Below are 23,217 nucleotides of genomic sequence, written 5' to 3'. Positions count from 1 at the left end.
TTTTCCCTAAAGGTTATTCAACAATTTTGCCTTCTTGGGGCACACATGTTGTATTCTCATCGCTCTTAGGCCTTGAGAGAGGAAACTTGCCTTCGGAGCTCAGCGTGCTCATTTTTCCATTATGTATGAAGGCCTCTTTAGGAATATGAACAGCTACATTTTTAATAACATTAACTGCTTCAGGAATTTTGAAATCACCCACCATACTTAAAAATTGATAACTTTCCTGTGGTGAGAACCCTTGAGTACGTACTAAAAAGTCAATTGCATTCTTAGAGGCAAGCTGCATGGCTTCAAATAGATTTTCATGTAAACCCATTATTATCCATTCATCCGCGTTTTCAACAATAGGCCAGGTGAATAAGTTACTACCATTTCGTTTGGTTTTATCAAATACTCCTTCGGCTTTTAAATCTTTTCTTACAATAAACTGCAGGGTGATACCTTCATAAGAAGTCTCGAGTGCTGTGACATCAATTTCTCCATTACTTTGCATCGCATGGGAATCACCGGTCCAAACTAAAGCACCTTTTTGAAAAACGGGTAGGTAAAGAATGGATCCTGTTTGCAGACTCGGTTGATCGAGATTTCCTCCAAAAGGACCTGGAGGGACGGAGTTGAATTGTCCTGGAACAGGTTGTCCCATATGCGTTTCTAAATTCACGGGCCAGCCATCAGGCCAATCCTTGGGTGGGGCTACCGCGATAACTCCCGGAAAGGGTTTTAGGCGTAAGCAAATACCTTTGGAGAATTCGGTGGTATTTCTCTCTTTATTATATTTGAAGTACATAATTCGTGGTTTCGTAAATTCTGATAAAATACCTTGTGTGGGACTTAAAAAATTGTATCCAAAATCATTTAACTTGATATCTAAAACTCGAATTTCGAGAACATCTCCTGGCTCTGCTTCTTCAATATAAACAGGGCCGGTTAAGCTATGCATACCCCGTCTTTTTTGAATGTCATATTTTGTATAAAATTTTGCAATTTCAGCCGGTGTGGTTTTATTAAAGACCATTTCATGCAAGCAACTGTTCCAAGTCTCTAAAGACACCGAATCCCCAGAGTGAACTTTAACGGCAGGTTTTTTATCAAGTGAAAAAAGACCAAGAGTTACGGTATCTTTTGTGGCGGGGACTCTATATGTTTCTGCCGAAACAGTAGAGAACAATGCGGTTGCAATTAATAAAGAGGATATCTGGATTGTCTTTAGCATGTCTTATCCTTAAGAATGGGTGTTGGCAATAGTGTATCGGATAACTTAATAGATTTAATATGAATTTTATAAAAATTCAAGTCAGTCCAATCAAGCTTGCGAAATCAATATTTAAAAGCATGGTTTCTTATGCCTGACTATTTAGTCCCATCCGCAATCGGATTTTTAGGTAGAAAAGTTAATGCTATAAATATCAAGAAGATAAGCTCGATTGCATTACAATAAAGTCCAAAATGAAGATTATTATGATGCTTATAGAATAGGTTAGCTCCTTCTGTTCCTATCGCGCCAACAACCATAACGCACAGGCTAACAAGAGCTGAAGCTGTACCCTTGCTTACAGGGGTTACAAAGAGACAGTATCTGTTTAAAGGCGCATTGATTATGCTCAGTGAAAAAAAATAAATAATCGTTCCAGGAAGCAAATAATAATAAGCATTCCCGAACAAATAAGGAAGCAAAGAAGTTAAAAATGCTCCCACAATCAGAATAATACAACCTAGAAAAACTATTTGTCTAATACTGTATTTATACGTCAGTTTATGTAAAAACCAATTGCCTAAAATGGTAGCGCCAAATACGGGAAGTTGCCAAAGCCCATATTGAATTACTGTAAGTTTTGCCTCAACAATAAGAATAATGGGTGCTAACGCAATCCAAGCAATACAGTGAATGCCCACTGTACCTGCCGCTAAAGTACCAAAACAAAATGCTTTATTAGTAAACAAATCTTTATAGTTCTGCAGTACTTTGTTTGCTGAGAATTTAGTTTTTGGAATTAATTGACCATTCCTCTTGATTTGACCTATTGGTTCAGGCATATAGCGCCATAATCCCCATAATACGACAAGAGCACTTAGCGCAATGGTCACAAATATGTAGCGCCAAGAAGTGTAATGGATTACCAGCGCTCCAATAAGAGGACCAAGTAATGGGGCGAGAATTGCAACATTCGCCATAATTGCAATTAAGCGAATCGCATCCATTTCTTCAAAGATTTCTTGAATCGTCGCATAACCGATTACACCAATAAAGCATAATCCCATACCTTGGAAAAAACGCGCAATTAAAAATTGATTCATTGAATTGGAGCACGCTATAAATAAAGTAAAAATAAAAAATAGAAATGCACCAAGAAGCATCATCGGCCTGCGTCCATAGCTATCAGATATGGGTCCTAAGAAGATCTGTAAACTTGCGCCTCCGAGTATATAAACGCTTAAAGAAGTAGCTACCACAGATTCCGGTGCATCAAAAGAACGAACAACTTGAATCATGCCCGGCATGATCATGTCGTTTGCTATATAAGTTAGAAACTCATACATGACAAAAAAACAGGTAAATATAAGCGCCTGTTTTTTTGTTATAGGAATAAGGGGGTCAGTCATAGCAAGAGCCCTTGTTGTTTATTTTTTTCTTTAAGTGTGCTGTCTTGTAAATCTGTGTCTAAATTTTATATACTCGTTTGATGTTCAATTTTCAAAACAATCTTATGAAATGGCATTTTTTTGGCGAAGATAGTGGCAAACCGAGAATTAATGAACATTTAATGATTTACATTCTTAGTCTACTTGATCCAACTTCGCAGTTCAAGGCGTCCTTGGTAAATCATAAATGGAAAAAAATGGTCGATTTAACTCAAAAATACATGAGTTTATTGCCAACAATTCATCGCATTCCAATGCTTTCTGAAGTGGGACTTGATGTATTAAGATTAAAATTAATGTCAGGTGGCATGACAAATATTGTTTATAGGGTACAAACTGAACAAGATTACTCTAAATACCTTGCAAAAATTCCTGGGATCAATCCAGTTATTATTGAACGTAAAAAACCGCAACGGTGGGTATTAAGAATTCCGGGAGATGTATCGTTATTTTCAGTATCGCGTAAGGATGAAGCAAAAAATGCTCATAAGGCATCAATATTAGGACTTAATGTTCCTATAGAGTACGTTGGACCGGATGGCTTACAACTTACTAAATTCATAGAGGGAGTTCAGAATTTAGATAAGGAAACATTACAACGAGATGGTATATTACAAACCTTAGCTGGTATGGCAAAAAAACTTCATGCCTCAGAACGCTTTGACAATGATACTGCTGTGTTCGAGCGTAATGAGCAATTGCTCCAACAATTAAAACTTAAAAATTTTGCTTTTCCTGAGAAAGTTGAGTTTGTAATAGAACAAATGTCTTATTTAAAGAAATTATTTTCTTCTTATAAAATTGAAATGTGCCCATGTCATAATGATTCGACGCCTTTAAACTATATGAGGGCAGTTGAGGGAACAAACAAGCAAGAAAGGTTCTATCAAATTGATTGGGAATACTCAAGCAACAACGATTTTATGTGGGACCTTGCTTATTTTGCTATAGAATCGAAACTCAGCAAAGAACAAGAATTAGCTTATTTAAGTGCATATTTCGGTAAAGAAAAGCCCTCAGATTCAATATGGGCATGGTATACCGCTTATAAACCTGTTGTAGAGTGGTGGATTACTCTTTGGTCTTGGACCCAACTAGCAAATGAGGCAAAATCAGTAAGTATGGATGAATATCGAAACTTAGGGATAGAGCGTTTTGCAAAGACTGTGGAGAATTTGCAAAGCAAAGGATATAAAGATGCATTAAATATTATTGAGGCAGATCGTTTGGAAAACACTTTTGACGGTCATCGGCCTTTCTGAAAATCAAGTAGTTTTGGGGCAGCTCAGCAGAACCTGGGAATATAATATCTCTCATATCCCCAGTTTTTTTTCGCTGTCGCCAAGCGAAAACATCTACTTTCGACTGTTTTATGCCATGTTATTCAAAAATTCTTGTAGGTGTGTTTTTTCTTGCTCGGATTTTAAATATATTTTGAGTAATTCCAGTGCATGGTTATATTCATCATTTTGAAGCACACCGCGCATTAATTCAAATCGTAAAAAAACACAGTAAGTATTGAGTACATCTGTTTCACAATAGTCACGAATACTTTTTAGTTGTCCTAATAAATACTGTTCCCATACTTTAGAACCACTCATACCCATTTTCCCAGGGAATCCAAGCATGCTGGAGATTTCATCCAGCGGAGCAAAAGCTTTATTTTGATATCCTGCAATTACATCCATGAGATCAAGATGTCGGTAATGAAAACGACTTAAGTAATTGTTCCAACGAAAGTTCTGTTGATTTTCACCGACTTCCCAATAGGTAGGGGCGGTGATCCCGTGTACCAATGCGCGGTAATGTAACACAGGCAAATCAAAGCCACTGCCGTTCCAGCTGACTAATGTTGGGGTATGTTTGTCGATTCCAGAAAAAAACCGGGTTATTAGGTCTTTTTCATCAGAGGACTCATCACCTAAAGACCAGACTTTTATTTGCGAACCATGACTCATAACTAAAGAAATAGCACATATTTTTTGTAAATAATGAGGTAAAAAATCGTTACCTACCTTAGCGCGACGTAATGCAAACATTGCATCTGCAGTATCTTTATCAGATAGTCCATGCAAATCATATAAATTCCGGCCAGCTTCAATATCTGGAATTGTTTCTATATCAAATACAAGAATGGTCATTGGTTCAGCTTAACTTATTATGAATGAACTATATCTTAACATGGGGCAAAGCAGCGAAATAGTAGTTTATTTCTTAGAAACAATAGCATATTTTGAGTTTGTCATGATAATAATCACGGCAATCACGATGTGCGCCCAGAGCATTTATAATGATGTTAGTGCTTATATATTGGCATATTATTGGGTAAATTAATTGATTGAGGTTATAGATTCCTTTTCAACATAACACTTCGTTATGTTAAGATGCGTTCCATAAAGACGTCTCTAAATATACTTAATTAACAACTTTGTACCGATATGAATCATTTAAAATCTCAAGCAGAAAAAATTGAATTTGCTAAAGCCAGAATTAATAAATATAGAACGGAGAATAGCTTTATTCATCCTAGTGTTAGTATTCCAGAACATGTCATCATTGGAAAAAATGTAATTATTCATGAACACTGTACTTTAGGAACCGACGGTTTATATGTCATTGCAGATGAAAATGGGGATCTGATAACTATGCCCCATATTGGCAAATTAATTATTGAAGATAATGTTGAAATACAAGCGTGCACCAATATCAGCAGGGGCTTTACTGGGGATACTATTATTGGCAAAGGAACTAAAATTGCGGCACATTGCCACATCGCTCATGAAGTTAAGATCGGCAAAAATTGTATAATATGCGCTCAAGTTGTTGTTTGCGGCTTTGTCAGTATCAGCGATAGAGTCTGGATAGGCCCAAATTCTTGTTTAAAAGAGCTGATTAAAATTGGTGAGCACGCATTTATCGGCATGAGTAGTAATGTAATTCGCGATGTCGAGCCAGCACATGTTATTGCTGGGAATCCCGCCAAAATACTTCGAAATAGCAAACCGTCTCACTTAGAACATATATTTGGCGAAAAATATTGATCTAAGAAATAAAATCAGGACAGAACATCTTAAATTAAACCCTCTTGCCTGTGATAATAATGCAGGCGTAGATTGTAGTTAGCAAATTTGTTAAAATGATCTTTTTATTGTTTGGTTGCTCATGGACGCATTATTAAAAATTAAGAAGTTACGCATCGTATTTTTGTTGTTTACTTTTTTTCTTACTGCGTGTGTTAGTCATCCCCCTGCAGATATAAACAACGTATGCAGTATATTTAGACAGCATCCAAAGTGGTATAGAAGTGCTAAGGATGTTGAGCGTCGATGGCGGGTTCCTATTCCCGTCCAAATGGCTATTATCCATCAGGAATCCAAATTTAATGCTCGAGCTCGGCCACCACGGAAAAAACTCTTTTGTATCATTCCTTGGAAACGACCTTCGTCAGCATATGGGTACACCCAAGCATTACATGGGACCTGGAGTCATTATAAACAAAATTGTGGGGGATGGTTTGCTTCCCGTGATAATTTTGCTGATGGTGTTGATTTTATTGGTTGGTATGCGAATGAGGCTTATAAAAAAGCAAGAATTCCTCGCACAGATGCTTATGCGCTATATTTGGCCTATCATGAAGGTATAGGTGGCTATCAACGTAGAACTTATTTGAGAAAATCGTGGTTAATTCCTGTTGCACGTAAAGTGAAAGCACGTTCTCAACTTTACGCAATGCAACTCAATTCGTGTAAAAGATCATTAAAATCACGATTTTGGTTTTAAAATTAGAAAGGTAGCGGCTTTGGATTGATAATTGAATCGATGGCTGCATTTGAATTTGTATAGGTTAATAAGTAATAATATATACAGTTATTAAAACTGATATAGATCACTAAGGAGTTTTTAATGCGATTAATGCTTTTGGGTGGGCCGGGTGCAGGAAAAGGAACCCAGGCTTTGCGTTTGATTGAACGTTATCAAATTCCGCAAATCTCCACTGGTGACATGCTGCGTGCAGCTATTGCACAGGGAACGCCCTTAGGACAAAGTGCTAAAAAAATTATGGAAACAGGTGGTCTAGTATCTGATGAGATTATTATTGGATTAGTTAAAGAACGTTTAAAAAAAAGTGATTGTGCTAACGGGTTTCTTTTTGATGGTTTTCCTAGAACAATTGTTCAGGCAGATGCCCTGAAACAAGCTGGAATTTATTTAGATCACGTTATTGAAATTGCTGTAGATGATGAAGAGATTATCAAGCGAATTAGTGGACGTCGAATCCATCTCCCTTCAGGTCGAGTCTATCATGCTCAAAACCATCCTCCTAAACGAGAGGGGATAGATGATGTTACTGGTGAGCCTTTAATTCAACGTGAAGATGATAAAGAAGAGACAGTAAGAAAACGTTTAGAAGTATATCGCAGTCAAACTGCACCTCTAGTTCACTATTATAAATCATGGGCTGAGAGTGGTGATCCTAGTGCTCCAGAGTTTCATAGTATTTGCGGTACTGGTGATGTAGACGACGTTTTTCAAAAAATTGTTAAGTCGATCGAAATTAAGGAAGCAATATGACCAGCTTCAATGTATCCAGTGCAGAATTCCAATCTTTAATTGACCAAAATAGCATTGTGTTCATTGATTTTTGGGCTGACTGGTGTGCTCCCTGCAAACAGTTTTCTAAGGTTTATGAGCAGGTGGCTGAGCAGTTTCCAAATATAAAATTTGCGAAAGTTAATATTGAAGTCGAACAACAATTGGCTGATTTCTTTGAAATACGCTCGATTCCTCATCTGATGGTATTCAAGGAAGGAATAGTCATTTATTCAAATGCTGGCAGTATGCCAGCTTCGACTTTAAAAGAGTTGGTTGAACAAGCAGTAGCAGTTGATGTTAGTGCAATAAAAGCGGAACTTCAACAGCAGGAAAAGAAGTAACTCGTGATAAGTAAGTAGCGAGTTCTTTCTTGCCTTTTTCATCAATTATCAAATCGAGTTTGGTTCTTCGTTTGAGTATATCATCGCAGTTTTGAGCCCACTCTTCCAATATCAAATAATCAACCTCGACTTGATACAGGTATGTACAGTATTTCTTTCCTAAGGATTCTTGATTTTTACAAGAGGCAAGAAATAGTTCCATTCGACTTCCATATGTATATAAATAACGATTAAGTAAGTTTGGATCCATCCAATTATATTTATTTTGAGCATAATCTACATATTGCGCAAAATTCATATTCTCCAAAATGGCCCCGGGGAGGGGAGTTGAGGCTGTAAGTGAAGAACCAATTTGTGGAAAGATTGAATTAAGCTGATCTATAACTTCTTCCGCTAATTGACGATAAGTAGTAATTTTACCGCCATAAATTGTAACGATCGGTGCAGGTTTAAGGTGGACCTCATAGGAATAGTCGCGACTTAAGGCTCTGGCTTCCTTATTCTCTTGAGCAAGCAAGGCACGAACGCCACTCCAAGTATAGAAAATATCTTTTTCAGATATCGTGCATTTAAAATATGAATTAACCAGATCTATTAAATAATGAATTTCTTGATTGCTAATCCTAGCCTCATTAGGATTTTCTGTTAATGGGATATCGGTTGTGCCTATCATACTAAACCCATGATAAGGGATGACAAAGATAATACGGTTATCTTGATGTTGTAATACATAGGCGTGATTACCCTCATAAATTTTGGGTACAATAATATGACTTCCCTTAATTAAACTAATTTTTTTCCGATCGGGAATATTAGTGAGCTCTTCTACTGATTTTACCCATGGTCCTGCTGCATTAATTACTGATTTAGCATAGAGGGTGTAATTTGAACCTGTTTTAGGCTGTATTGTTAATTTCCACAAGTTATTGACTACTTCAGCATGAATTACTGTTGAATGAGTTCGTATGCTAGCTCCATGATTTTTGGCTTGTAGGGCATTAACAATAGTTAAACGAGCATCATCAGTAACTGCGTCATAAAATAGAAAACCCATGTTCAGTTTATCGATAAGGGAGGAGAAATAATCCTTTTTACTCTTCCTAGAAATCATTTTGCATTTAGGTAAACGGTTTTTACCGCTTAAATGGTCATAAATAAATAACCCTAAACGCAAAAACCAAGCAGAACGCATGTGTTTTTCATAGGGGAGAACCAGGGGTTGGGGATGTACTAAATGGGGTGCAAGGTCTAAAAGTCTTTGTCGTTCATTAATTGCTTTTTTAACCATGCCAAATTCAAAGTTTTCTAAATACCTTAATCCACCATGAATAAGCTTGGTGCTACTGGAAGATGTTTTCGAGGCTAGATCATCCTGCTCAAAAAGTACCACGGATAATCCTCTTAATGCTGCATCTGCAGCACAACCACAGCCGTTGATGCCGCCGCCAATAATTGCAACATCAAAAACCGAATTCATGTTTTGGTCTCCAGAAAAAAAGTATACACTATCAATATACACTAATAGTTGGGACAAGGAACTCTGCAACAATGAATTATTTACTTGCAATTGATCAAGGAACGAGTAGTACCCGTGCCATGATATATGATATTTGTGGTGGGTTAGTTGCCAGTAGTCAATATCCGCTCACTCAATATTATCCTCAAGCAGGCTGGGTCGAGCATGATCCAGAAGAAATATGGCAAAAAACCTTAACTGCAATGCGCGATGTAGTCACAAAAGTTCCAGCAGATCAAATACTATGTTGTGGTTTAACAAATCAAAGGGAAACTACTGTAATTTGGGATAAAAGGTCAGGCAAATGTCTTGCTCCTGCGATTGTATGGCAAGACCGCAGAACAGCCGAATATTGCAATACTCTGGCGATTGATGCACCCATGATTCAAGAAAAGACCGGTTTAATTCCCGATCCTTATTTTTCAGCAACAAAATTAAAGTGGCTTCTAGAGAATAATCAAGAAGCAAATGACCTTGCAAAGAAAGGTGATCTAGCTTTTGGTACTATTGATAGCTTTCTAATCTGGCGTTTAACTACCGAGCATTTGCATTTAACCGATGTGACTAATGCATCGAGAACGATGCTTTTTAACATTAAAAAAGAACAATGGGATTTAGAGCTACTGGATTATTTTAAAATACCCGAGTCAGTTTTACCGAAGGTTTGCGCCAGTGATAGCCGTTTTGGGCTTATTGATAAGCAATGGCTTGGCAATGAGTTACCTATTACGGGAGTTGCGGGAGATCAACAAGCTGCTTTAATTGGCCAAGGCTGTTTTAAAATTGGTATGGTAAAAGCAACTTTTGGTACGGGTGCCTTTCTATTACTTAATACAGGTAATAAACCCGTATTATCTCAGCATAAACTTCTAACAACAATTGCTTATAAAATTCAAGGAAAAACAGTATACGGGTTAGAGGGTAGTATTTATCATGCAGGTACCACAGTCAAATGGCTACGCGATTCAATGAAATTAATAACAAGTTCTGATGAAACTGAGGCCCTGGCAAGCTCCTTATATGGAAATGAGGGAGTTTATTTAGTTTCAGCATTTACAGGTTTAGGTGCACCACATTGGTTATCCGCTCCGGGAGCATCCATTGTTGGCTTGAGTCTATCCACTCATAGAGCGCATTTTGCCCGCGCAGCATTAGAAGGGGTTTGTTATCAAACACGCGAAGTCTGTTTTTGTATGAGAGAGGACAGCCAATTGGATTTATCACTATTGCGAGTTGATGGTGGAATGGCAGTTAATCGGTGGTTTTTACAATTTTTAGCTGATCAGTGTCAATTAGAGGTACAAAAACCTAAAGATATTGAAACCACTGCAAAAGGTGCAGCCATACTAGCGGGTTTGGGGTGCGGAATTTTTAATTCATTGGATGAACTGCATGCAATTTGGGATGTAGAACAATCCTTTAAACCGCAAAGGCCTTTGGAGCAGGTAGAGCAAGAATATCGTGGTTGGCGGCATGCTTTACAAAAAATAAAAAGATAAAGTCTAAATTAGGTTGTGTAACCTAGCATTACAAGAGCTGGAGAATTCGAGTGATCCTGGGTGCATGGTCTTTGGAAAACCCACACCCAGTTAATTATACTAAGGAACATTTCTTGTTTTTTCACCAGTATAAAGCTGGCGTGGTCTACCAATTCTTGATTTAGTGGCAACCATTTCCATCCAATGACTCATCCAACCAACAGTACGAGCTAGAGCAAAGACCACTGTAAACATATTTGTTGGAATTCCTATAGCACTTAAAGTCAGGCCTGAATAAAAGTCAACATTGGGATAGAGTTTTTTCTCAATAAAATAATCATCTTCAAGAGCAATACGTTCAAGTTCCATTGCAAGTTTGAATAATGGAGCATCTTTTGCACCTACTGCTTCCAATACATCATAGCAGGTTTGGCGCATTACTTTTGCTCTGGGATCGTAGCTCTTATAAACACGGTGACCAAACCCCATTAATCGGAACGGATCATCCTTATCTTTTGCGCGTTTGATGTAATGTTGAATGCGATCAACGCTTCCAATTTCTTTAAGCATGTTGAGGCAGGCCTCATTCGCACCACCGTGAGCAGGCCCCCATAAAGCACCGATTCCCGCAGAAATACATGCAAAAGGATTCGCTCCTGTTGATCCAGCGAGACGAACAGTGGAGGTAGATGCATTTTGCTCATGGTCAGCGTGTAAAATAAAGATTGTATCCATGGCGCGTACAAGGACTGGATCAGGAGTTGATTCTTCAGTCGGAACGCTAAACATCATATGCAAGAAATTTTCAGCATAAGACATTTTATTTTGAGGGTATATATAGGGTAATCCTATTGAGTATTTATAACTCATTGCCGCAAAAGTCGGCATTTTAGCAACCATTCGAATTGCAGAAATAAATCGGTCTTCCGCATTATTTAAATCCATGGTGTCATGATAAAAGGCAGATAAAGCCCCAACCATTCCAACCATAATTGCCATTGGATGCGCATCACGTCGGAAACCATTTAAAAATTGATACATTTGTTGATGTACCATGGTATGGTTATTAATTAAATTAACAAATTTTTTCTTTTCGTCGGCATTAGGTAGTTCGCCATTGAGTAAAAGATAACTTACATCCAGAAAATCTTTTTTCTCGGCTAATTGTTCGATTGGATAGCCTCGATAGAGTAATATCCCTTTCTCACCATCTATATAGGTGATTTTAGATTCACAGGAGGCAGTCGATAAAAAACCTTGATCAAAGGTGAAAACGCCACGCGCACCTAGTTGTGTGATATCAATCACATCATTTCCTAACGTAGGTGTATATACTGGTAATTCGAGTGGCTCTTGCCCTTCAAGGCTAAGTTTCGCTGTTTTTTTTGTCATTGCTTCTCCTGAGAAAAGGATTCGTTTGTTTGTGCGTGGCACTATATACAAAATGAGCACTTACAGTCAATTTTATTATGGGTTAGAATTTCAAAGAATAACAGTAAAAAAGTAACAAATTTATCTATGTTGAGATGAGAATCTAAAATTTACCGTACATTTTATCCCTTGTCCTAGGAGGATACTGCATGTTATGCGGTACTTGAGGTACATTTTAGTGTAGATGATTTAATTAAATTCGTCTGTATGGTATCCTTTATCATTAAAATTTATCGTCAAGGATACGTCCAAACTATGGTTTATCTAGCTAAAGAAGTCTTGCCAGTTAATATCGAAGATGAATTAAAACAATCCTATCTAGATTATGCGATGAGCGTTATTGTGGGGCGGGCTTTGCCTGATGTTCGCGATGGCTTGAAGCCAGTTCATCGACGCGTACTTTTCGCAATGAGTGAATTAGGCAATGACTGGAATAAACCCTATAAAAAATCTGCACGTGTTGTAGGGGATGTAATCGGTAAATACCATCCACATGGCGATACCGCAGTTTATGACACCATTGTTCGTATGGCACAACCTTTTTCGATGCGTTATCTTTTGGTTGATGGTCAGGGTAACTTCGGTTCTGTAGATGGCGATGCACCTGCGGCAATGCGGTATACCGAAGTAAGAATGTCTAAGGTAGCCCATGCTTTATTAGCGGACCTCGAGAAAGAAACTGTAGATTTTAGTCCTAACTATGATGAGACAGAGTTTGCCCCTGTAGTTTTGCCTTCACGTATACCTAACTTATTGGTTAATGGTTCTTCCGGTATTGCTGTAGGTATGGCGACGAATATTCCACCCCATAATCTTACTGAAGTAATTAATGCATGCATTGCTCTGGTTGATGACCCGGAACTAAGTTTAGATGACATTATGGAAATTATTCCTGGGCCAGATTTTCCAACAGCTGCAATTATCAATGGTCGGGCTGGAATTATACAAGGCTATCGCACAGGAAAAGGGCGCGCAATTATTAGGGCACGCACAGAAATTGAAACCGATGAAGATTCAGGACGCCAAGCCATTATTATTACCGAGCTTCCTTACCAAGTTAATAAAGCCCGTTTAGTAGAGCGTATTGCTGAGTTGGTGCGAGATAAAAAAATTGAAGGAATTTCTGGACTTAGAGATGAGTCCGATAAACAAGGTATGCGAGTCGTTATCGAGTTAAAGCGTAATGAGGTTGCTGATGTTATCTTAAATAATTTGTACGCTCATACCCAAATGCAAAATGTGTTTGGAATTAATATGGTTGCCTTAGTTGATGGTCAACCACGCACTTTGAATTTGAGACAAATTCTTGAGTATTTCATTAAACACCGAAGAGAAGTTGTAACTAGAAGAACCTTATTTGATCTAAAGAAAGCACGTGCTCGCGCCCATTTATTAGAAGGCTTGGGAATTGCTTTAGCAAATATTGATGAAATGATTGATTTGATTAAAAAATCACCAACCCCTCAAGATGCTAAAGAAGGATTGCTTGCCAAGCTATGGCAACCCGGTATGGTTAAGTCAATGCTGGAGAGGGCTGGATCTGATGCATCACGGCCTGATGATTTGGCTGCTGAATTTGGATTAGGAGCTCATGGATATAAATTATCAGAGGCTCAAGCCCAAGCTATTCTTGAATTAAGACTTCATCGCTTAACTGCATTAGAGCAAGATAAAATTTTAGGTGAGTTTGAGGAATTATTGCAGTTAATTCGCGAGCTGTTGGAAATATTGGCTTCTCCAGAGCGACTCATGCAAGTAATACGTGATGAGTTAATAGATATAAAAACTCAGTTTGGTGACGAACGCCGTACTGAAATCACTGCCTCCCAAGAAGATTTGACAATTGAAGATTTAATTACTGAAGAAAATGTAGTAGTCACTCTATCGCATCAAGGCTATGTAAAATACCAACCTCTAACTGCATATCAAGCTCAACGTAGGGGGGGGAAGGGTAAATCTGCGACCAACGTTAAAGATGAGGATTTTGTTTCTCGTTTAGTGATTGCAAGTACGCATGACACATTGCTTTGCTTCTCTAACCTCGGAAAACTTTATTGGCTAAAAGCATATCAACTTCCTTTAGCCAGTCGTATCTCTAGGGGTCGTCCCATTATTAACATATTACCACTTGCTGAAGGCGAAGAAATCAATGCCATGCTACCTGTCAGAGAGTACCAAGAAGGTTATTATGTCTTTATGGCTACTAAAAAAGGAACGGTTAAAAAAGTTCCGTTAAATGCATTTAGTAGACCCAGATCTAATGGAATTATCGCTGTGGATCTCGATGAAGACGACAGTTTAGTTGGGGTTGATATTACAGATGGTAGTAAAGATATCATGCTATTTACCGATGCAGGTAAAGTGGTACGATTTGATGAAAGTAAAGTACGACCCATGGGCCGTACTGCCCGTGGAGTACGAGGTATCCGCATCGAAGAGAAGCAAGCAGTAATATCTCTAGTTGTGGCTCATTCAGATGGAACCATATTGACTGCAACCGAAAATGGATATGGAAAACGTACCTCCATTGAGGAATATCGGGTTTCTGGACGAGGTGGACAAGGTGTCATTTCCATTCAGGTTAGTGAGCGTAATGGTAAAGTGGTCCGTTCCGTGCAAGTTACAGATGCAGATGAAGCCATGTTGATTACCGATAAGGGTACCCTGGTACGGTTTAAAGTTGATGAGTTATCCGTAATTGGTAGGAATACGCAGGGTGTTCGCCTAATTAATGTTAGCCCAGGGGAAAAAGTAGTGGGCATGCAAAAAATTGAAGATTTGGGCGAGGATACTGAGGATTCTAATGAGTCTGATGACATAACTGAAATTGAAGAAAATGGCGATGACAACTCGAGTCTATAATTTTGGTGCGGGTCCTTCAATGCTTCCTGAGACTATTCTTAAGGAAGCACAAGAAGAATTTCTCGATTGGAAAAATCTTGGCGTTTCTGTTCTTGAAGTTGGACATCGTAGTCCGGAGTTTACAGCTCTTTTATCCAGTGCAGAACAATCTTTAAGGGAACTACTCTTTATCCCTTCAAATTATCATGTTTTATTTTTGGGAGGAGCTGCCCGTACTCAGTTTGCCATGATTCCAATGAATCTTTTAGGGCCAAAAGATGAGGCAGGTTATCTGGTCACTGGGGTTTGGTCACAGATGGCTTTTTCTGAAGCACAACATTTGAAAAAAGCATATTGTATTGCCAGTGATGAACAAAATGGTTATAAAACCATTCCTGATCCAAGAAGTTGGGACTTAAAAGAAAATACAACCTATATTTATTATACTCCAAATGAAACTGTGAATGGGGTGCGATTCCCTTTTGTTCCAAAAACTAAAGAAATTCCATTAATCGCTGATATGACGTCTGCTTTGCTTAGCGAACCTATAGATGTCAAAAATTTTGCTTTAATTTTTGCTGGAGCCCAGAAAAATATCGCAAACGCAGGATTAACCATAGTGATTATTAGGGATGATTTATTAGAAAAAATACCCACACCCTATGTGCCAACCATGTTAAATTATAAAACTCAAGCCGAGCATCATTCGCTTTATGCGACCTCACCCGTATTTAATTGTTATTTAGCGGATAAAATGTTTAATTGGATAAAAGCACAAGGCGGAGTTGAAGAAATATACCGGCTTAATTGTCAAAAGGCAGGTAAATTATATCAATATTTGGACAACAACGATTTTTATACTACTCATGTAGATCCTGAAGTTCGTTCAATAGTTAATGTCTGTTTTTCCCTCCAAAATGCTACATTAGAGGATGAATTCTTACATTTAGCTCAGCTACGAGGTTTATATGCTTTGAAGGGACACCGACTCGTGGGTGGTATTCGTGCGAGTCTTTATAATGCAATGCCTATGGCTGGGGTAGATGCGCTTATAGAGTTCATGTCTGAATTTGCAAAGGAAAATAGTTAGTGAGAGTACTTAATTTTGTTAGTAAACCTGTTCGGTCAATTAAAGGTGAGATCACTGTACCTGGTGATAAATCGATTTCACATCGTTCAATTATTTTTGGTTCTTTAGCTAAGGGAACAACAATCATCAATGGGTTTCTTGATGGTGTTGATTGCATGGCAACCCTAAAAGCTTTCCAAGCAATGGGAGTTACAATAGAAGGCCCTGATGAACAACAAGTCGTAATCTATGGAGTTGGCAAGCATGGATTGAAAAAACCAGATCACGTTATTGATTGTGGAAATTCTGGAACCAGCATTCGTCTGCTCGCAGGATTATTAGCTGCTCAATCTTTTGATAGTCAATTGACAGGGGATGAGAGCTTATTAAAAAGACCGATGATGAGGGTGAGTACACCATTAACACAAATGGGTGCCGATATTACTACCGTAGATGGAAAACCTCCTATAACAATTAAAGGTGGCAAAAAACTGAAAGGAATTCACTATATAATGCCTGAAGCAAGTGCCCAGGTTAAATCATGCATTCTATTGGCTGGCCTTTATGCTGAAGGAGAGACACGAATCACAGAAGCAGGGGTGAGTCGTGACCATACAGAACTCATGCTAAAAAACTTTTCTTATCCTGTTCACCGCTCTGGTAATACTTTAATGGTTAACTCCAAGAGCGAATGCATGGGTACTGAGGTAGATATTCCTGGAGATATTTCATCCGCGGCATTCTTTATTGTGGCAGCTACTATTATTCCTGACTCCGATATTCTCATTCGAAATGTAGGTATTAATCCAACCCGTACTGGAATACTGCATATTTTATTGGAAATGGGGGCTAATATTACCCTTTTAGATCAGCGACAACTTGGAGAAGAATTGGTGGCTGATTTACGCGTTCAGTATGCACCATTGAAAGGAATTAATATTGATCCAAAAATGGTACCCCTTGCAATAGACGAGTTCCCTGTTATTTTTATCGCCGCTGCTTGTGCGCAAGGACAAACTACGCTGCATGGTGCAAGTGAGCTACGCTTTAAAGAAAGTGATCGGATTGCTGCAATGGTTGAGGGTCTAAATGAATTAGGTATTCATGCAAATGCATTAGACGATGGCGTGCTAATCGAGGGAGGGACCTTACAAGGAGGTACTGTTGAAAGCAGAGACGATCATCGTATTGCTATGTCATTTGCAATTGCTGGGGCTGTAGCTAAAGAACCTGTTACTATTAGAAATTGTGTCAATGTAGCTACCTCATTTCCTTTGTTTGTGCAAACGGCAAAGGAGCTTCAATTACAAATAGAGGAATCTGTTAATAATGTACAATGATGCAGTACCTGTTATAACCCTAGATGGACCAAGCGGCACTGGAAAGGGCACTTTATGTCAATTACTTGCGAAACATCTTAAATGGAATATGCTTGATAGTGGTGCTATTTATCGTGTTCTTGCTTATGCCGCTAGGAAGAATGAAATTGATTTTCATGATGTAGATAAATTAACTACACTTGCGCGTTCACTAAATTTACGTTTTGAATCTTCTGCTGATTATGGGTCGCAAGCTATTTTAGATGAAAGAAACATAAGTTCCGAAATTCGAAGTGAGCAATGCGGACAAGATGCATCACAAATTGCTGCGATTCAAGAGGTTAGACATGCATTACTCGAGCGACAGCGTAATTTTGCTCAATATCCAGGACTCGTTACTGATGGTCGAGATATGGGCACCGTAGTCTTTCCTGATGCTGTTTTAAAAATATTTTTATATGCTAATGAAGAAGAAAGAGCAAATAGACGTTATTTACAGTTGAAAGAACAGGGAATTAATGTTAGCCTCGCGCAGGTTGTAGAAGAATTGGCTAAGCGTGATGTTAGGGATACTGCTCGTGCGCATGCGCCATTGAAGCCTGCGGATGATGCAGTGCAAATTGATACAACCAGATTATCCATTGTACAAGTGTTTAATATTGTATTAAAATTAATTAATGAGCGTTTGTACCGTGCTTAATTATTTGTTGGGGGAAAGATGAGTGGAACTCAATCTTTCATTTTTTTACTAAAGAGTTTATTAACATGTCTGAAAGTTTCAAAGAATTGTTTGAGCAAAGTATAGCCGGTGCTCAATTTTACCCTGGTGCCATTATTAATGCTAAAGTTATCGGAATCGATAGCGATTATGTCATTTTAAATGCTGGTCTAAAATCAGAAGGGATTGTACCTAAAGAAGAATTTTATGACAAAGATGGTGCTTTGGAAGTTAGCCTAGGTGATACTGTCGAAGTAGCACTGGATTCTGTTGAAGATGGCTACGGCGAAACGCTCCTTTCAAGAGAAAAAGCAAAACGTCAGGAAGCTTGGCGTAAATTATCTAAATCACACGAAAACAATGAAACAGTCACTGGTCTTATTTCTGGAAAAGTTAAAGGCGGATTTACTGTTGAAATTGGTACTATACGCGCCTTCTTACCTGGTTCATTAGTAGACGTCAGACCTGTAAGAGATCCTTCTTATCTAGAAGGCAAAGAGCTTGAATTCAAAGTTATTAAAATGGATTTAAAGCGCAACAACATCGTTGTATCCCGTCGAGCAGTTGTTGAAGAAGAAAGTAGTGCTGATAGACAAGCATTGCTTGAGTCCTTACATGAGGGACAAGAGCTTCATGGTATTGTTAAAAACCTTACCGATTATGGTGCATTCATTGACTTGGGCGGCATAGATGGCTTGTTGCATATCACTGATATTTCATGGAAACGTGTAAAACATCCAAGTGAAGTGTTATCAGTTGGCCAAGACGTAAAAGTAAAAGTATTGAGCTTTGATAGCGAAAGAAACCGTGTTTCTCTAGGTATGAAACAATTAGGTAACGATCCTTGGGTTGATCTAGTAGAGCGTTATCCAATAGGCAAAAAATTACAAGGTAAAGTAACTAATATTACTGATTATGGTTGCTTTGTTGAAATCGAAGAAGGTGTGGAAGGCTTAGTCCATATGTCTGAGATGGATTGGACCAATAAAAACGTACATCCTAGTAAAGTAGTTTCTCTGGGTGATTTAGTTGATGTGATGGTTCTTGAAATTGATGAAGAACGACGCCGTATTTCTTTAGGCATGAAACAATGTGTTGGTAATCCATGGCAACAATTTGCTGCCTCACACAATAAAGGCCAAAAAGTTAGTGGTAAGATTCGTTCAATCACCGATTTTGGAATATTTATTGGCTTGGATGGAGATATTGACGGTTTGGTACATTTGTCTGATATTTCCTGGACTGTTCCTGGTGAAGAAGCGGTAAAACAGTTCAAGAAAGGCCAAGAGTTGGAAGCAGTTATTCTTGCTATAGATCCTGAGCGTGAGCGTATTTCTTTAGGTATTAAACAACTTGAAGGCGATAACTTCGCAAGTTTTGTTGATGAGTATACTAAAGGTGCCATAGTTAAAGGTACTGTTGTAGCTGTAGATCCTAAGACAGTTACGGTAGCTTTAGCAGATGATATTACTGGTACTATTCGTGCAAGTGAATTGTCTGATGAGCGTGTTGATGATGCGACTACTCTTGTCAAAGAAGGTGATGAGATTGAAGCAAAAATCATAAATGTGGATCGTAAAAACCGCTCAATTACTCTTTCAGTAAAAGCGAAAGATGCTCAAGATGAAGCAGATGCAATCAAGAAATACTCTAGAACCGAAGGCGCTTCAACAACAACCTTAGGTGATTTACTCAAAGAGAAAATGGCAAGTAAAGAGAGTGATTAATTCTTTATAGTTAATTAGTTAGAAAGCGTAGATTTTTCTACGCTTTTTTGTTTGTATATTTTAATCACCTGGGTGATGGGAAGTGGAGCTCAGGTTAATATTGCTGTATCATCCTGGAATCCCGGGTTCCGCTTCGAATTGCCCTGGAAACAAAAAAGGAAGAATTTATGCGCATATTAATGCTAGTTATTTATATACTTCTTATCATTATTGGCGTTAGTTTTGCTGCTCTAAATGCAACTTCAGTGGATGTTAATTTATATTTTAAAACAATAACAATCCCTATATCTGTTCTCATGACAATCATGTTGGGTATTGGTATAGTAGTAGGCTTTATACTTTTTATTGGAAGATATTGGCGTTTAAAAGCTGAATGCCACAAAATTAAAAACCAATTAAAATTAACTGAAAAAGAAATTAAAAACTTACGATCAATTCCATTGCAAGATCAACATTAATTTTTTTATTATTATGAAAGTCTAACAAGCAGAGGGGAGGGTAATAATGATTGATTTATGGCCATTACTATTGCCTGCTGCTGCGTGGTCTGGTTGGTGGATGGCAAATCGTAGTAAACCCAAGGAAGATCCCACTCTATATAATCGCTTATCTCGCGAATATGTTGTTGGACTTAATTATCTTTTAAATGAGCAGCCCGATAAAGCGGTTGATGTTTTTATTAAATTACTAGAAGTTGACAGTGATACGGTAGAAACTCATCTTGCATTAGGAAGTTTATTTAGGCGTAGGGGTGAGGTTGATAGAGCCATACGTATTCATCAAAATTTAATTGCAAGGCCTCAATTAAGTATTCTGCAAAGGAAAGAATCATTAATGGCCTTAGGCCAGGATTATATGAGTGCTGGTTTATTCGATCGTGCAGAGCGAATATTTTTAGAAGTTGTTGAACTAGGTGGATCTAAAGAAACAAGCAGCTTGCATGGTTTGTTAGCAATTTATCAGCAAGAAAAAGCTTGGGAAAAGGCTTTAGATGTAATTAAAAAGTTAGAAATTTCAACAGGAACAAGTTTTCATAACCAAGCGGCTCATTATTATTGTGAAATGGCTAATCAGGCATTAAAAAGCAATGCCATTGATAAAGCTACTTATTGTATCAAACAAGCTATAAGCGTTGATAATGAATCAGTTAGAGCCAGTTTAATGAACGCAAGTCTTGAAATGAAAGAGGGACGTTACAAACATGCGATTCGTTCGTTAAAACGTGTTCCTCAGCAAGATGCAGATTTTTTAACAGAAATTATCGAACCTCTAGTTGTTTGCCATAAAGAATTAAATACAATGGATGAGTGTGTCAAATATCTTGAAGAGACTTTAGAGGATAACCCTAGAGCTTCGGTAATTTTTGTAATAGCGGAATATTTAAGACAACAAAAAAATATGGATGCCGCTATAGATTTCGTAGCGGATAACTTGAGCAAACATCCATCCATACGAGGTTTAAATCAGTTAATCTATTGGCATCTTGAATCTGCCCATGGAAAGGTACGTGACAAATTACAAATGCTTTATGATATAACGAGTAAATTTTTAGACAATAAGCCAGTTTATCGATGCGTTCATTGCGGTTTTGGTGGCAAGCATCTTCATTGGCATTGTCCCAGCTGTAAAAACTGGGGGAGAATGAAACCTGTCCATGGATTGGAAGGATATTAACTAATTTTTTAAGAGATTATGATGCAATTTATCGATTTAAAAAAACAATATTCAATAATAGAAAACGAAATTTTAGCAAGTATTAAAAACGTTTTAGATCATGGTCAATATATTATGGGGCCTGAAATTGCACAACTTGAACGGCAATTAGCTGATTTTATAGGAGTTAAACATGCAATTGTCAACTCAAGTGGAACAGATGCATTATTAATGGCATTGATGGCCTTGGAAATTCAGCCGGGAGATGAAATTATTACCACTCCTTTCAGTTTTTTCGCTACTGCTGAGGTGATCAGTCTTTGTCAAGCTAAGCCTGTTTTCATAGATATTGATCCACTTACGTATAATATGGACCCTAACAAGCTTGAGGCAGCAATTACCAGAAAAACTAAGGCAATAATGCCCGTCGGATTATATGGTCAATGTGCTGATCATGACGAGATTAATGCTATTGCAGCTCATCACGGTATCCCAGTAATTGAGGATGCAGCACAAAGTTTTGGCGCCACTTATAAAGGTAAATATTCCTGTGCTTTATCAACGATTGGATGTACCAGTTTCTTTCCATCTAAACCTTTAGGAGGATATGGAGATTCGGGAGCTTGTTTCACAAATGATGATAATTTAGCCCAAAAACTCCTTGAAATAAGAATTCATGGTCAAAATGCGCGTTATTGCCATAACCGTATAGGGATTAATGGAAGAATGGATACGATTCAGGCAGCTGTTTTAATTGAAAAATTGAAACTGTTCCCCGATGAAATTATTATGCGCCAAAGAGTCGCCAAAGCGTATGATCAGATTCTGTCACCCCTTGTAAAAACGCCCTTTGTTCATAGTTATAATACAAGTGTTTATGCACAATATACCATTGAAGTAAGTAATCGAGATTCATTCCAAAAGGCAATGCAAGAATCAGGAATTCCAACTGCAGTGCATTATCCTGTACCCCTACATCAACAAGCTGCCATGGCCTATTTGGGTTATAAAATGGGAGATTTTCCTCATGCTGAATATGCAAGCAGTCGTGTTATTAGTTTACCCATGCATCCTTATTTGCAGGAAGCAGAGCAAATAAAAATAGCTAACGCCGTAAAAAGTGCACTAAAAGTACATCATGAAGAGGCTGTAGTATAATGATGCCTAAATTAATTGTTGCACTAGATTTTGATAATGAGCATGATGCTTTAAAATTAGTTGAAAAGCTGGATCCTAAAAGTTGCGCTTTAAAAGTTGGAAGCGAACTATTTACACTGCTTGGCACAAGTTTTGTGAAACAATTAATCAAAAGAAACTTTAAAGTTTTTTTAGACTTAAAATTTCATGATATTCCCAATACAGTTGCAAAAGCGTGTAAAGCAGGTGCTGAGCTGGGAGTGTGGATGATGAATGTCCATGCTTCTGGGGGAATGAGTATGATGCAAGCGGCAAGAAATGCTATTGATTCATATGGCACGAATAGACCTATCTTAATTGCAGTAACTGTTTTAACCAGTTTTAATCAAAATGAATTAATTTCAATTGGGATAGACACATCTGTAATGAGTCATGTAAAAAAATTAGCTATTTTGACCAAGGAAGCAGGTTTGGATGGAGTCGTCTGTTCCGCTCAAGAAGTTAAGGTCATAAAAAGTTCTTGTGGGGATCAATTTATAACGGTAACCCCAGGCATCCGATTGCCAAATAACGTAAGTGATGATCAATCTCGAATTATGACACCCAAACAGGCCATTGAAGAAGGGAGTGATTATTTGGTTGTCGGACGTCCAATCAATCAAGCATCAAATCCTGAACTTGTTGTTACTCAAATTTTAAAGAATATTCAAGATAATTAATCCTATTTATACCCTAGGTACATTGCAAAAAT

At 37.9% G+C, this 23,217-nt stretch carries 20 protein-coding genes; 15 read left to right on the top strand and 5 right to left on the bottom strand.

Annotation, left to right across the window (positions count from 1 at the left end; all coding sequences use genetic code 11):
• Positions 1 to 13: 13 nt before the first annotated feature.
• Positions 14 to 1,216 carry an acetamidase/formamidase family protein gene (locus tag ACWTE2_RS01405; protein WP_454783842.1) on the bottom strand — a complete coding sequence of 401 codons (1,203 nt, stop codon included), beginning with the start codon at positions 1,214 to 1,216 and terminating at the stop codon, positions 14 to 16.
• A gap of 137 nt (positions 1,217 to 1,353) precedes the next feature.
• A complete protein-coding gene (locus ACWTE2_RS01400; RefSeq protein ID WP_454783841.1) occupies positions 1,354 to 2,604 on the bottom strand; it encodes an MFS transporter in 1,251 nt (416 codons plus the stop codon).
• 104 nt (positions 2,605 to 2,708) lie between these two features.
• Between ACWTE2_RS01400 and ACWTE2_RS01395 the strand changes: the two genes are divergently transcribed.
• On the top strand, positions 2,709 to 3,905 hold the full coding sequence (locus ACWTE2_RS01395; RefSeq protein ID WP_454783840.1) for a phosphotransferase: 1,197 nt from the start codon (positions 2,709 to 2,711) through the stop codon (positions 3,903 to 3,905).
• 108 nt (positions 3,906 to 4,013) lie between these two features.
• On the opposite strand, the gene ACWTE2_RS01390 is transcribed toward ACWTE2_RS01395, so the two are convergent.
• Positions 4,014 to 4,784, bottom strand: a complete 771-nt coding sequence (locus tag ACWTE2_RS01390; RefSeq protein ID WP_454783839.1) for a 3'-5' exonuclease — start codon at positions 4,782 to 4,784, stop codon at positions 4,014 to 4,016.
• Between the two features lie 297 nt (positions 4,785 to 5,081).
• Here ACWTE2_RS01390 and ACWTE2_RS01385 point away from each other — a divergent pair, with 297 nt between their 5' ends.
• From ACWTE2_RS01385 to ACWTE2_RS01370, 4 genes are all read left to right on the top strand, one after another.
• Positions 5,082 to 5,684 carry an LbetaH domain-containing protein gene (locus ACWTE2_RS01385; RefSeq protein ID WP_454783838.1) on the top strand — a complete coding sequence of 201 codons (603 nt, stop codon included), beginning with the start codon at positions 5,082 to 5,084 and terminating at the stop codon, positions 5,682 to 5,684.
• A gap of 121 nt (positions 5,685 to 5,805) precedes the next feature.
• On the top strand, positions 5,806 to 6,423 hold the full coding sequence (locus ACWTE2_RS01380) for a transglycosylase SLT domain-containing protein (RefSeq protein WP_182390784.1): 618 nt from the start codon (positions 5,806 to 5,808) through the stop codon (positions 6,421 to 6,423).
• Between the two features lie 123 nt (positions 6,424 to 6,546).
• A complete protein-coding gene (gene adk / locus ACWTE2_RS01375) occupies positions 6,547 to 7,215 on the top strand; it encodes an adenylate kinase (RefSeq protein ID WP_454783837.1) in 669 nt (222 codons plus the stop codon).
• Positions 7,212 to 7,577 carry a thioredoxin family protein gene (locus ACWTE2_RS01370; protein WP_454783836.1) on the top strand — a complete coding sequence of 122 codons (366 nt, stop codon included), beginning with the start codon at positions 7,212 to 7,214 and terminating at the stop codon, positions 7,575 to 7,577. The genes adk and ACWTE2_RS01370 overlap by 4 nt, the downstream gene beginning before the upstream one ends.
• Here the strand turns inward: ACWTE2_RS01370 and glpD are convergent.
• Positions 7,534 to 9,054 carry a glycerol-3-phosphate dehydrogenase gene (gene glpD, locus ACWTE2_RS01365; RefSeq protein WP_454783835.1) on the bottom strand — a complete coding sequence of 507 codons (1,521 nt, stop codon included), beginning with the start codon at positions 9,052 to 9,054 and terminating at the stop codon, positions 7,534 to 7,536. The genes ACWTE2_RS01370 and glpD overlap by 44 nt on opposite strands.
• A gap of 71 nt (positions 9,055 to 9,125) precedes the next feature.
• Here glpD and glpK point away from each other — a divergent pair, with 71 nt between their 5' ends.
• Positions 9,126 to 10,592 (top strand): glycerol kinase GlpK, encoded by a 1,467-nt coding sequence (glpK, locus tag ACWTE2_RS01360; protein WP_454783834.1) that lies wholly within the window; start codon positions 9,126 to 9,128, stop codon positions 10,590 to 10,592.
• Positions 10,593 to 10,691: 99 nt separating this feature from the next.
• On the opposite strand, the gene gltA is transcribed toward glpK, so the two are convergent.
• Positions 10,692 to 11,963, bottom strand: coding sequence for a citrate synthase (gene gltA, locus ACWTE2_RS01355; RefSeq protein WP_182390778.1), 1,272 nt, complete (start codon positions 11,961 to 11,963; stop codon positions 10,692 to 10,694).
• A gap of 294 nt (positions 11,964 to 12,257) precedes the next feature.
• On the opposite strand from gltA, the gene gyrA reads away from it, so the two are divergent.
• From gyrA to pyrF, 9 genes are all read left to right on the top strand, one after another.
• Positions 12,258 to 14,864 (top strand): DNA gyrase subunit A, encoded by a 2,607-nt coding sequence (gene gyrA / locus ACWTE2_RS01350; protein WP_454783833.1) that lies wholly within the window; start codon positions 12,258 to 12,260, stop codon positions 14,862 to 14,864.
• Entirely contained in the window at positions 14,845 to 15,933 is a 1,089-nt protein-coding gene (gene serC, locus ACWTE2_RS01345; protein ID WP_454783832.1) for a 3-phosphoserine/phosphohydroxythreonine transaminase, read from the top strand. Before gyrA ends, serC begins: the two co-directional genes overlap by 20 nt.
• On the top strand, positions 15,933 to 17,252 hold the full coding sequence (gene aroA / locus ACWTE2_RS01340) for a 3-phosphoshikimate 1-carboxyvinyltransferase (protein ID WP_454783831.1): 1,320 nt from the start codon (positions 15,933 to 15,935) through the stop codon (positions 17,250 to 17,252). Before serC ends, aroA begins: the two co-directional genes overlap by 1 nt.
• A complete protein-coding gene (gene cmk / locus ACWTE2_RS01335) occupies positions 17,242 to 17,931 on the top strand; it encodes a (d)CMP kinase (RefSeq protein WP_454783830.1) in 690 nt (229 codons plus the stop codon). The genes aroA and cmk overlap by 11 nt, the downstream gene beginning before the upstream one ends.
• A gap of 65 nt (positions 17,932 to 17,996) precedes the next feature.
• On the top strand, positions 17,997 to 19,676 hold the full coding sequence (rpsA, locus tag ACWTE2_RS01330) for a 30S ribosomal protein S1 (RefSeq protein ID WP_182390771.1): 1,680 nt from the start codon (positions 17,997 to 17,999) through the stop codon (positions 19,674 to 19,676).
• 167 nt (positions 19,677 to 19,843) lie between these two features.
• Positions 19,844 to 20,134: a LapA family protein gene (locus ACWTE2_RS01325; protein WP_182390770.1), complete on the top strand. Its 291-nt coding sequence runs from the start codon at positions 19,844 to 19,846 to the stop codon at positions 20,132 to 20,134.
• Between the two features lie 46 nt (positions 20,135 to 20,180).
• Positions 20,181 to 21,350 (top strand): lipopolysaccharide assembly protein LapB, encoded by a 1,170-nt coding sequence (gene lapB / locus ACWTE2_RS01320; protein WP_182390769.1) that lies wholly within the window; start codon positions 20,181 to 20,183, stop codon positions 21,348 to 21,350.
• Positions 21,351 to 21,371: 21 nt separating this feature from the next.
• Entirely contained in the window at positions 21,372 to 22,487 is a 1,116-nt protein-coding gene (locus ACWTE2_RS01315) for a DegT/DnrJ/EryC1/StrS family aminotransferase (RefSeq protein ID WP_182393663.1), read from the top strand.
• A complete protein-coding gene (gene pyrF / locus ACWTE2_RS01310; RefSeq protein WP_454783829.1) occupies positions 22,487 to 23,185 on the top strand; it encodes an orotidine-5'-phosphate decarboxylase in 699 nt (232 codons plus the stop codon). The genes ACWTE2_RS01315 and pyrF overlap by 1 nt, the downstream gene beginning before the upstream one ends.
• Positions 23,186 to 23,217 lie beyond the last annotated feature (32 nt).

The organism is Legionella nigrisilvae, from assembly GCF_977063395.2.
The sequence above is the reverse complement of the archived record's forward strand: the minus strand, read 5'-3'. Positions and strand labels throughout refer to the sequence as shown.

Coding starts and splice junctions, on each gene's coding strand:
- ACWTE2_RS01405 (WP_454783842.1), bottom strand. CDS start 1,216: ATGCTAAAGACAATCCAGATATCCTCTTTATTAATTGCAACCGCATTG.
- ACWTE2_RS01400 (WP_454783841.1), bottom strand. CDS start 2,604: ATGACTGACCCCCTTATTCCTATAACAAAAAAACAGGCGCTTATATTT.
- ACWTE2_RS01395 (WP_454783840.1), top strand. CDS start 2,709: ATGAAATGGCATTTTTTTGGCGAAGATAGTGGCAAACCGAGAATTAAT.
- ACWTE2_RS01390 (WP_454783839.1), bottom strand. CDS start 4,784: ATGACCATTCTTGTATTTGATATAGAAACAATTCCAGATATTGAAGCT.
- ACWTE2_RS01385 (WP_454783838.1), top strand. CDS start 5,082: ATGAATCATTTAAAATCTCAAGCAGAAAAAATTGAATTTGCTAAAGCC.
- ACWTE2_RS01380 (WP_182390784.1), top strand. CDS start 5,806: ATGGACGCATTATTAAAAATTAAGAAGTTACGCATCGTATTTTTGTTG.
- adk (WP_454783837.1), top strand. CDS start 6,547: ATGCGATTAATGCTTTTGGGTGGGCCGGGTGCAGGAAAAGGAACCCAG.
- ACWTE2_RS01370 (WP_454783836.1), top strand. CDS start 7,212: ATGACCAGCTTCAATGTATCCAGTGCAGAATTCCAATCTTTAATTGAC.
- glpD (WP_454783835.1), bottom strand. CDS start 9,054: ATGAATTCGGTTTTTGATGTTGCAATTATTGGCGGCGGCATCAACGGC.
- glpK (WP_454783834.1), top strand. CDS start 9,126: ATGAATTATTTACTTGCAATTGATCAAGGAACGAGTAGTACCCGTGCC.
- gltA (WP_182390778.1), bottom strand. CDS start 11,963: ATGACAAAAAAAACAGCGAAACTTAGCCTTGAAGGGCAAGAGCCACTC.
- gyrA (WP_454783833.1), top strand. CDS start 12,258: ATGGTTTATCTAGCTAAAGAAGTCTTGCCAGTTAATATCGAAGATGAA.
- serC (WP_454783832.1), top strand. CDS start 14,845: ATGACAACTCGAGTCTATAATTTTGGTGCGGGTCCTTCAATGCTTCCT.
- cmk (WP_454783830.1), top strand. CDS start 17,242: ATGTACAATGATGCAGTACCTGTTATAACCCTAGATGGACCAAGCGGC.
- rpsA (WP_182390771.1), top strand. CDS start 17,997: ATGTCTGAAAGTTTCAAAGAATTGTTTGAGCAAAGTATAGCCGGTGCT.
- ACWTE2_RS01325 (WP_182390770.1), top strand. CDS start 19,844: ATGCGCATATTAATGCTAGTTATTTATATACTTCTTATCATTATTGGC.
- lapB (WP_182390769.1), top strand. CDS start 20,181: ATGATTGATTTATGGCCATTACTATTGCCTGCTGCTGCGTGGTCTGGT.
- ACWTE2_RS01315 (WP_182393663.1), top strand. CDS start 21,372: ATGCAATTTATCGATTTAAAAAAACAATATTCAATAATAGAAAACGAA.
- pyrF (WP_454783829.1), top strand. CDS start 22,487: ATGATGCCTAAATTAATTGTTGCACTAGATTTTGATAATGAGCATGAT.